The sequence below is a fragment of the Micromonospora phytophila genome (assembly GCF_023656545.1).
GTDB classification, from domain to species: domain Bacteria; phylum Actinomycetota; class Actinomycetes; order Mycobacteriales; family Micromonosporaceae; genus Micromonospora; species Micromonospora phytophila.
In genome coordinates this window covers 1-9,119 of sequence record NZ_JAMOKF010000229.1, presented here as the reverse complement: position 1 = coordinate 9,119, position 9,119 = coordinate 1, and the positions used below count along the sequence as shown (strand labels likewise).

Annotated in this window: 12 protein-coding genes; 9 read left to right on the top strand and 3 right to left on the bottom strand. The window is 72.9% G+C overall.

Going from position 1 to position 9,119, the window contains the following annotated elements; all coding sequences use genetic code 11:
• Both NCC78_RS22515 and NCC78_RS22510 read right to left on the bottom strand, forming a co-directional pair.
• A partial coding sequence (locus NCC78_RS22515; protein ID WP_250796864.1) for a PH domain-containing protein occupies positions 1-484 on the bottom strand: 484 nt, incomplete at its 3' end.
• Positions 485-506: 22 nt separating this feature from the next.
• On the bottom strand, positions 507-737 hold the full coding sequence (locus NCC78_RS22510) for a hypothetical protein (RefSeq protein WP_250796863.1): 231 nt from the start codon (positions 735-737) through the stop codon (positions 507-509).
• 240 nt (positions 738-977) lie between these two features.
• On the opposite strand from NCC78_RS22510, the gene NCC78_RS22505 reads away from it, so the two are divergent.
• From NCC78_RS22505 to NCC78_RS22485, 5 genes are read left to right on the top strand one after another with little or no spacing between them, the layout of a single operon-like run.
• Positions 978-2,084 (top strand): AAA family ATPase, encoded by a 1,107-nt coding sequence (locus tag NCC78_RS22505; RefSeq protein WP_250796862.1) that lies wholly within the window; start codon positions 978-980, stop codon positions 2,082-2,084.
• Positions 2,063-3,067: a DUF58 domain-containing protein gene (locus NCC78_RS22500; RefSeq protein ID WP_250796860.1), complete on the top strand. Its 1,005-nt coding sequence runs from the start codon at positions 2,063-2,065 to the stop codon at positions 3,065-3,067. The genes NCC78_RS22505 and NCC78_RS22500 overlap by 22 nt, the downstream gene beginning before the upstream one ends.
• Positions 3,064-4,014, top strand: coding sequence for a VWA domain-containing protein (locus NCC78_RS22495; protein ID WP_250796858.1), 951 nt, complete (start codon positions 3,064-3,066; stop codon positions 4,012-4,014). Before NCC78_RS22500 ends, NCC78_RS22495 begins: the two co-directional genes overlap by 4 nt.
• Before the next feature lie 13 nt (positions 4,015-4,027).
• Positions 4,028-4,459, top strand: coding sequence for a transposase (locus NCC78_RS22490; RefSeq protein WP_372495181.1), 432 nt, complete (start codon positions 4,028-4,030; stop codon positions 4,457-4,459).
• Positions 4,460-4,478: 19 nt separating this feature from the next.
• Entirely contained in the window at positions 4,479-4,754 is a 276-nt protein-coding gene (locus tag NCC78_RS22485; protein ID WP_250796856.1) for a hypothetical protein, read from the top strand.
• 153 nt (positions 4,755-4,907) lie between these two features.
• Here the strand turns inward: NCC78_RS22485 and NCC78_RS22480 are convergent, their stop codons facing one another.
• Positions 4,908-5,066: a hypothetical protein gene (locus tag NCC78_RS22480; RefSeq protein ID WP_250796855.1), complete on the bottom strand. Its 159-nt coding sequence runs from the start codon at positions 5,064-5,066 to the stop codon at positions 4,908-4,910.
• Positions 5,067-5,564: 498 nt separating this feature from the next.
• On the opposite strand from NCC78_RS22480, the gene fabG reads away from it, so the two are divergent.
• The 4 genes from fabG (at position 5,565) to NCC78_RS22460 (ending at position 9,019) form a co-directional block, all read left to right on the top strand.
• Complete coding sequence (gene fabG / locus NCC78_RS22475; protein ID WP_250796853.1) at positions 5,565-6,269, top strand: beta-ketoacyl-ACP reductase; 705 nt, start codon at positions 5,565-5,567, stop codon at positions 6,267-6,269.
• A gap of 34 nt (positions 6,270-6,303) precedes the next feature.
• A complete protein-coding gene (fabI, locus tag NCC78_RS22470; protein WP_250796851.1) occupies positions 6,304-7,071 on the top strand; it encodes an enoyl-ACP reductase FabI in 768 nt (255 codons plus the stop codon).
• Between the two features lie 83 nt (positions 7,072-7,154).
• Positions 7,155-8,186, top strand: coding sequence for a ferrochelatase (locus NCC78_RS22465; protein ID WP_250796850.1), 1,032 nt, complete (start codon positions 7,155-7,157; stop codon positions 8,184-8,186).
• A 53-nt stretch (positions 8,187-8,239) separates the two neighbouring features.
• On the top strand, positions 8,240-9,019 hold the full coding sequence (locus NCC78_RS22460) for an HAD-IIA family hydrolase (RefSeq protein ID WP_250796849.1): 780 nt from the start codon (positions 8,240-8,242) through the stop codon (positions 9,017-9,019).
• Positions 9,020-9,119: the final 100 nt, after the last annotated feature.

Sequence of the window (9,119 nt, the reverse complement as noted above, 5' to 3'; positions counted from 1 at the left end):
ACGCCTCCGCCGGACGCAACCCGGGCACCCGGGCGTCGCTGGCCGCCGCGGCGGTGTGCAGCTGGACGGTGGCCAGGTCGAAGGCGCGCTCCAGCGGACCGGCGCTGACGTCGACGAACTGCATCCGCGAGTACGGCACGATGGAGAGCCGCCGGACCAGCAGCCCGTGCCGGACCAGCAGGTCGTCCTCCCGCTCGGCGTACCCCCAGACCCGGACGGCCCGGACGATGGCCACCGCCCGCCAGGCGCCCAGCAGCAGCACGACGCCGAGGGCCACGCCGACCAGCCCGTGCCCGCTGAGCGCCCAGCCGACACCGAGCCCGCCCGCGACGACGACCAGCACCATCGCCAGCCGGAGCAGCTCCACCCAGATCAGGTCCGACGAGATCGACTGCCACCGGACGGTGTCCGGCCAGGGCTCCAGGGGGCCCGCTGCGGGGCGGGACGGCACCGGCGACGGGCCGGCGAGCTCGTCACTGCTCACCGCGGGGATCCGTTGTGCGCGTTCACCCTTCGAGCGTAGGCGATCCGGTCACCGGTACGACCTCCCGCAGAAAGCCGCGGGCGTCGAGAAAATCCCCGAGGGAGGTGCGGTGGTCGGCGCAGGCGAGCCAGGTCTTGCGCCGGTCGGCGTCGTGCAGCCGGGGATTGTTCCACCGCAGCGCCCACTGCGCCGGGGCGCGACAGCCGCGGGACGAGCAGATCAGCGGCTCGTCGGCGGGGAGGGGGGCGCTCATCCGGGCCAGTCTAGGGCCGCGGGACGGGAAAGTTTAGCGCCGGGCGGCCACGGGGGGAGCCGCCCGGCGACGGGGTGAATCGTACACGCGCCGGGCCCTGCCGTGTCCACCCGTGATCGGCGATTCGGCGACACGGAACGGCGTGGCGATAATCGGCTTCTCCCCGCCTCGGCACTCAGCCGGGCATGCGAGTCTTGACAGGCACCACACCGCGACAACCGATCATGCTGTGGAGGACCGGTGGCCCAGCCGATGACACCCGACGCCCCGACGCCGAACGGGGCGGGCCCGGAGACACTCGCCCCGGTGACCACGCCGGCGGAGGACGCGACCCTGCTGGAGCGGGCGCTGTTCGAGATCAAGCGGGTGATCGTCGGCCAGGACCGGATGGTGGAGCGGATGTTCGTCGCGCTGCTCGCCCGGGGGCACTGCCTGCTGGAGGGCGTCCCGGGGGTGGCGAAGACCCTGGCGGTGGAGACCCTCGCCAAGGTGATCGGCGGCTCCTTCGCCCGGGTGCAGTTCACCCCCGACCTGGTGCCTGCGGACATCATGGGCACCCGCATCTACCGGCAGTCCAGCGAGAAGTTCGACGTCGAGCTGGGCCCGGTCTTCGTCAACTTCCTGCTCGCCGACGAGATCAACCGGGCGCCGGCCAAGGTGCAGTCGGCGCTGCTGGAGGTGATGAGCGAGCGGCAGGTCTCCATCGGCGGCGAGACCCACCGGGTGCCCAACCCCTTCCTGGTGATGGCGACGCAGAACCCCATCGAGCAGGAGGGCGTCTACCCGCTGCCGGAGGCGCAGCGGGACCGCTTCCTCATGAAGATCGTGGTCGGCTACCCGACCGACGCCGAGGAACGGGAGATCGTCTACCGGATGGGGGTGGCCCCGCCCGAGCCCGCGCCGGTCTTCACCACCGCCGACCTGGTCGCCCTTCAGCACAAGGCGGACCAGGTCTTCGTGCACAACGCGCTGGTCGACTACGCCGTCCGGCTGGTGCTGGCGACCCGTACGCCCGCCGAGCACGGCATGCCGGACGTCGCCCAGCTGATCCAGTACGGCGCGAGCCCCCGCGCGTCGCTCGGCCTCGTCCGGGCCACCCGGGCGCTGGCGCTGCTGCGCGGCCGGGACTACGCCCTGCCGCAGGACGTGCAGGACGTCGCGCCGGACATCCTGCGCCACCGGCTGGTGCTCAGCTACGACGCGCTCGCCGACGACGTGCCCGCCGACCACGTGGTGCACCGGGTGATGTCCACCATCCCGCTGCCCTCGGTCGCGCCCCGGCAGCAGGCCACGCCGACGCCGAACGCCGCGCCGCCGGGCGCCGGTTGGCCCGGGCAGCGGCCGTGACCTCACCCGCCCGTCGGCCCGCCGACGCCCCTGGCGACCGTACCGAGGCGGTGCTGTCCCGGCTGCAACTGATGGTCACCCGCAAACTCGACGGCCTGCTCCAGGGCGACTACGCCGGGCTGCTGCCCGGACCGGGCAGCGAGGCGGGGGAGTCGCGGGAGTACCGCCCCGGCGACGACGTGCGCCGGATGGACTGGCCGGTCACCGCCCGTACGACGATGCCGCACGTCCGGCGTACGGTGGCCGACCGGGAGCTGGAGACGTGGTTGGCGGTGGACCTCTCGGCGAGCCTGGACTTCGGCACCGGCCGCTGGCTCAAGCGGGACGTGGTGGTGGCCGCTGCGGCGGCGCTGACCCACCTGACCGTCCGTGGCGGCAACCGGATCGGCGCGGTGATCGGCAGCGGCGGCGGGGTGAACGTCCCGGCCCGCCGGTGGCGGAGCACGCCACCGGTCACCGGGCCGGACGTGTTCGTCCGGCTGCCCGCCCGTTCCGGCCGCAAGGAGGCCCAGGGGCTGCTCCGGGCGGTCGCGGGCACCGAGATCCGCCCGGGTCGCAGCGACCTGGGCGCGCTGGTCGACATGCTCAACCGCCCGCCCCGGCGGCGCGGCCTGGCGGTGGTCATCTCCGACTTCCTCGCCCCGCCCACCCGGTGGGCCCGGCCGGTGCGCAAGCTGCGGGTCCGGCACGACGTGCTGGCGATCGAGGTGGTCGATCCGCGTGAGCTGGAGCTGCCGGACGTCGGCGTGCTGCCGGTGGTCGACCCGGAGACCGGCGAGCTGCACGAGGTGCAGACCGCCGATCCCGAACTGCGCCGCCGCTACGCCGAGGCGGCGGCGGCCCAGCGGGCGGAGATCTCCGCCGCGCTGCGGGGCGCGGGCGCCGCCCACCTGCGACTGCGTACGGACCGAGACTGGCTGCTCGACATGGTGCGCTTCGTGGCCGCGCAGCGGCACGCCCGCACCAGGGGGACGACACGATGATCCGTTTTCTGCAACCGTGGTGGCTGCTGGCGGTCCTGCCGGTGCTCGCCCTCGCCGCGCTCTACGTCTGGCGGCAGCTGCACCGCCGGGCGTACGCGCTGCGGTTCACCAACGTGGACCTGCTGCGCACCCTGGCGCCGCAGGGCCTGGGCTGGCGGCGGCACGTGCCGGCCACCGCGTTCCTGCTCTGCCTGCTGGTGCTGGCCACCGCGCTGGCCCGGCCGGCGATGGACACGAAGGAGCCGCTGGAGCGGGCCACCGTCATGCTCGCCATCGACGTGTCGCTCTCCATGCAGGCCGACGACGTGGCGCCGAACCGGCTGGAGGCGGCCCAGGAGGCGGCCAAGCAGTTCGTCGGCGAGTTGCCGGAAAGCTACAACCTCGGGCTGGTCTCCTTCGCCAAGTCGGCGAACGTGCTGGTGCCGCCGGGCAAGGACCGGGAGGCGGTGAGCAGCGCGATCGACGGGCTGGTGCTGGCCGAGGCGACGGCGACGGGGGAGGCGGTCTTCACCTGCCTGGAGGCGATCCGCTCGGTGCCGGCCGACGGTGCGGCGGGGATCCCGCCGGCCCGGATCGTGCTGCTCTCCGACGGCTACCGCACCTCGGGGCGGTCGGTGGAGGAGGCGGCCGCGGCGGCGCAGGCGGCGAACGTGCCGGTCTCCACGATCGCCTTCGGCACCGACTCCGGGCAGGTGGACATCAGCGGCCAGCTGCAACGGGTGCCGGTGGACCGGCTGGCCCTGGCCGACCTGGCGGAGGCGACCGAGGGCTACTTCTACGAGGCGGCCTCGGTCAGCGAGCTGAAGCAGGTCTACCAGGACATGGGCAGCTCGATCGGGTTCCGGACGGAACCCCGCGAGATCACCCAGTGGTACGCCGGCGTGGCGTTGCTGCTGGCCCTCTGCGCCGGCGCCCTCAGCCTGCTCTGGTCCTCCCGCATGCTCTGACGGGGATTCTGGGATGGTCGACGACCTCGACAGCCACCTGGCCGCCCTCGTCACCGCCGCCGCCCCGGATCTGGTCGCGCTGCCTGGCGTCGGCGTCGACACCGCCGGGGAACACCGCCGGCGACAACCCTCACCGCTCCGAAGCGGCTTTCGCCCGGCTCTGCGGCGTCGCCCCATCCCAGCCAGCTCCGGACGGACCGACCGCCACCGCCTGCACCGTGGCGGCGACCGTGACGCCAACCGCGCCCTCTGGCGCATCACCCTCGTCCGCATGCGCTGCCACCAGCCCACCAAGGACTACGTCACCCGCCGAACCGCAGAGGGCAAGACCAAGACCGAGATCATGCGATGCCTCAAGCGCTACATCGCCGGTGAAACGTTCCACCTGCTCGCGTCGCCACCTCTGCACCAGGCATCCTTGCCTGGTGCCACCGCTACTGACTGAGGATGAGTACAAGGCAACGATGGGACCCCACCCCACAAGAGTGGGCCCGGACCAGGAAGCCCCCTTCGACTTCTGGCCCTACTTCGACTCCATCCCCGAAGACGACTTCAACGGGCATGACTTCTCCGAAGGCCGCGTCACCTACGCCTGGCAGTCGCCAGACGGGGCACACCAACACGTCCTGGTCGACTGCGAGACACCCAACGTGTTCCTGGTCCTCGTGCTCGACCTACATGCCTGCTCGGTCCTCGGTCACCGCCTACTCGACCTCAACCGGCTCTACGGACTCGGCTGAGCCGGGCAACCCGCCCACTTGACGGAAATGGGAGCGTCCCGTGTCCCCCTGCGTCGCCGCGTCGGTCCGGGAGCTGTTGTCGTCAGTCGACCGCTGCCGGCGACGGCAGGTCCTGGGTGGACGCGCAGCGAGGGGCGCGGGACGGAGAAGGGGTCAGTGGCCGCCGCCGGCGAGGACGAAGATGACGGCCACCCAGACGGCGGCGAGGGTGAAGCCCAGCGGTGCGACGTAACGGCTCATGGACGGCTCCGGGTGGCGACTGGACGGTCCGCGTGCGGGGGCGGACCGCAGGGGGTGGATCAGGACGCGCACACGAAGTCGTGACCGGGCGGCTCCCGGCGGCCACCCGGTCAGCGGGCGGCGCGGCACGGTCGTCCCGGCGGGAGGCCGGGGACCGGGCGGTGCGGGGAGCGGAGCTGTGTCAGCTCACCTGCTGAGTCGTGGCTCAGCGGGGCTGACGATCGGCCCGGCCACGACTGGGAGGATCGCTATCTCGCACAGCGATCACCTCCTGCGGTCGGCGGGGCCCGGAGTGCGAGCCATGGCCAGGCCCGCAAACGCGATCATCGTACACCCGTCGACGCCCGCGTACGCACTCGGCCGTCCGGCCCACCGGGGCCCGCCCGGCGGGCGGGCCGGCCATCTCGAGGGTGCGCCGACGCTTGGCACGGGCACGCCCCGCGCGGGCGCGTCGCCAGGCTGGATCCGGAACCCCGTGACCAGGTACGACGCGCTCCGCGTTAGCGCTTACCTGCCGGTAACGCCTAGGCTCCCACGCGTCTGTGCAGATCGACTTCGCAAGGGGGACCCGTGGCCCGTACCGTGCTGGTGACCGGCGGCAACCGGGGGATCGGCCTGGCCATCGCGCAGGCCTTCGCCAAGCAGGGCGACCAGGTGGCGGTGACCCACCGCAGCGGCGAGGCCCCCGAGGGGCTCTTCGGCGTGCGGTGCGACGTCACCGACTCGGCGTCGGTCGACGCGGCCTTCACCGCGATCGAGGCCGAGTTCGGGCCGGTCGAGGTGCTGGTCGCCAACGCCGGGATCACCGACGACACGCTGCTGATGCGGATGTCCGAGGAGCAGTTCACCCGGGTGCTGGACACCAACCTGACCGGGGCGTTCCGCTGCGCCAAGCGCGCGTCGTCGAAGATGCTGCGGGCGAAGTGGGGCCGGATGATCTTCATCTCCTCGGTCGTCGGCCTCTACGGCGGCCCCGGCCAGGTCAACTACGCCGCCAGCAAGGCCGGGCTGGTCGGGGTGGCCCGCTCCATCACCCGCGAGCTGGGCAGCCGCAACATCACCGCGAACGTGGTCGCGCCGGGCTTCGTCGACACCGACATGACCGCCGCGCTGCCCGAGGAACGTCGCACCGAGTACCGCAAGGCCATCCCGGCCGGCCGGTTCGCCACCCCGGACGAGGTCGCGGGCGTGGTCACCTGGCTCGCCGGGGACACCGCCGGCTACATCTCCGGCGCGGTCATCCCGGTCGACGGCGGCCTGGGCATGGGTCACTGAGAAGCAGTCACCGAGAACAACGGAGGAACCCTGCATGTCCGGACTGCTGGCCGGTAAGCGGCTGCTGGTCACCGGCGTCATCACCGACGCCTCGATCGCCTTCTCCGTGGCGAAGCTCGCCCAGGAGAACGGCGCGCAGGTCGTGCTCACCGGCTACGGCCGGCTCTCCCTGGTCGAGCGGATCGCCCGGCGGCTGCCCGAGCCCGCCCCGGTGATCGAGCTGGACGTCACCGACGCGGCGCACCTCGCCGGGCTCGCCGACAAGGTCCGTGAGCACGTCGACGGCCTGGACGGGGTGGTGCACTCGATCGGCTTCGCCCCGCAGAGCTGCCTTGGCGGCGGCTTCCTCGACGCCCCCTGGGAGGACGTGGCGACTGCGTTGCAGGTCTCCACGTACTCGTACAAGTCCCTGGCGATGGCGGCGCTGCCGCTGATGTCCGCGGGCGGCGCGGTGGTCGGTCTCACCTTCGACGCCACCAAGGCCTGGCCGGTCTACGACTGGATGGGCGTGGCCAAGGCGGGGCTGGAGTCGGCCTCCCGCTACCTGGCCCTGCACCTTGGCAAGCAGGGCATCCGCAGCAACCTGGTCGCCGCCGGTCCGCTGCGCACCATCGCCGCCAAGTCCATCCCCGGCTTCGACCAGTTCGAGGACGCCTGGACCGAACGCGCGCCGCTGGGCTGGAGCCTGACCGACCAGGAGCCGGCCGCCCGGGCCTGCCTGGCGCTGCTGTCCGACTGGTTCCCGGCCACCACCGGGGAGATCGTGCACGTCGACGGCGGGTACCACGCGATCGGCGCCTGAGCCGCACCGCCGCGCCGACGCCTCCGGCCGGGTCGTTCCGGGGGCGTCGGTGGTCGCCGCGACCGGCGGGGGAGAATGGGACCATGGCGTACGACGCGGTGGTGCTGGTGTCCTTCGGCGGCCCGGAGCGGCCCGAGGACGTGGTGCCGTTCCTGCAGAACGTGACCCGGGGACGGGGCGTGCCGCCCGAGCGGCTGGCGGAGGTCGCCGAGCACTACCTGCACTTCGGCGGTGTCTCCCCGATCAACCAGCAGTGCCGTGAGCTGCTCGCCGCCGTCCGGGAGGACTTCGCCGCCAACGGCATCGACCTGCCGGTCTACTGGGGCAACCGGAACTGGGACCCGATGCTGGCCGACACGGTGGCCCAGATGCGCGACGACGGCGTGACGCACGCCCTCGCCTTCGTGACCAGCGCCTTCGGCGGTTACTCCTCGTGCCGGCAGTACCAGGAGGACATCGCCGCCGCCCGCGCGGCGGTCGGCCCGGACGCCCCGATGATCGAGAAGCTGCGCCAGTTCTGGGACCACCCCGGCTTCGTCGAGCCGCACGTCGACGCGGTGAAGGCCGCGCTGGGCCAGCTCGACCCGGCGAAGCGGGACAGCACCCGGCTGGTCTTCACCGCCCACTCGATCCCCACCTCGGCGGCCGCCAACGCCGGCCCGCACGGCGGCCGGTACACCGCCCAGCTCCAGGAGACCGCCCGGCTGGTGGCCGCGGCGGCCGCCCCCGACCTGCCGTACGACCTGGTCTGGCAGAGCCGCTCCGGCCCGCCGCAGGTGCCGTGGCTGGAGCCGGACATCAACGACCACCTGGGCGTGCTGGCCGGGGCCGGCACGAGCGCCGTGGTGGTCAGCCCGATCGGTTTCGTCTCCGACCACCTGGAGGTGGTGTGGGACCTGGACACCGAGGCGCTGGAGACCGCCAAGCAGCTCGGCCTGGACTTCGTCCGGGCCGGCACCCCCGGCACCGACCCGCGCTTTGTGGCCATGGTCCGGGAGCTGGTCCGGGAGCGGACCGAACCGGACGGGGTGGACCTGCGCCGTCGCCTCGGCGAGCTGCCGCTGTGGGATACCTGCCCCACGGTCTGCTGCGTCTCCGCCCGTCGCCCCTCCTGACCGCGTGCCCGCCGCCGGCCGGCACGGTGACTCCGACACCCCAGGGACCGTAGATGCATGACCGCAAGCCGGTGGAGAGCTGGCTGACCGACATGGACGGCGTGCTGGTGCACGAGGGCCAGCCGGTGCCCGGAGCGCCGGAGTTCGTCACCCGGCTGCGTGCCTCCGGCAAGCCGTTCCTGGTGCTGACCAACAACTCGATCTACACGCCGCGGGATCTCCAGGCCCGGCTGGCCCGGATGGGGCTCGACGTGCCGGAGGAGGCGATCTGGTCCTCCGCGCTGGCCACCGCCCAGTTCCTGGCCGACCAGCGGCCGGGCGGCACCGCGTACGCGATCGGGGAGGCCGGGCTGACCACCGCCCTGCACGCGGTCGGCTACGTGCTGACCGACTTCGCCCCGGACTACGTGGTGCTGGGCGAGACCCGCACCTACAGCTTCGAGGCGATCACCAAGGCGGTCCGCCTGATCAACGATGGGGCCCGCTTCATCTGCACCAACCCCGACGTGACCGGCCCGTCGGTGGAGGGCGCGCTGCCGGCCGCCGGCTCGGTCGCCGCGATGATCTCGAAGGCGACCGGGGTGGAGCCGTACTTCGTCGGCAAGCCGAACCCGATGATGATGCGCTCCGCGCTGAACACCATCAACGCCCACTCGGAGACCACCGCGATGATCGGTGACCGGATGGACACCGACATCCTCTGCGGGCTGGAGGCCGGCCTGGAGACCATCCTGGTGCTCACCGGGATCAGCACTCGCGCGGAGGCGGAACGTTACCCGTACCTCCCGTCGCGGATCGTGGACTCCGTCGCGGATCTGATCGACGAGGTCTGACGGGCGGGCCGGGGTCTCGGCCACGCCCGACGGCGGGCCCGCCGGTGGCCCGGCCGGCGCGGCAGGATCGCTGGCCGCCCCTGGCGCACGCTCCGTGCCG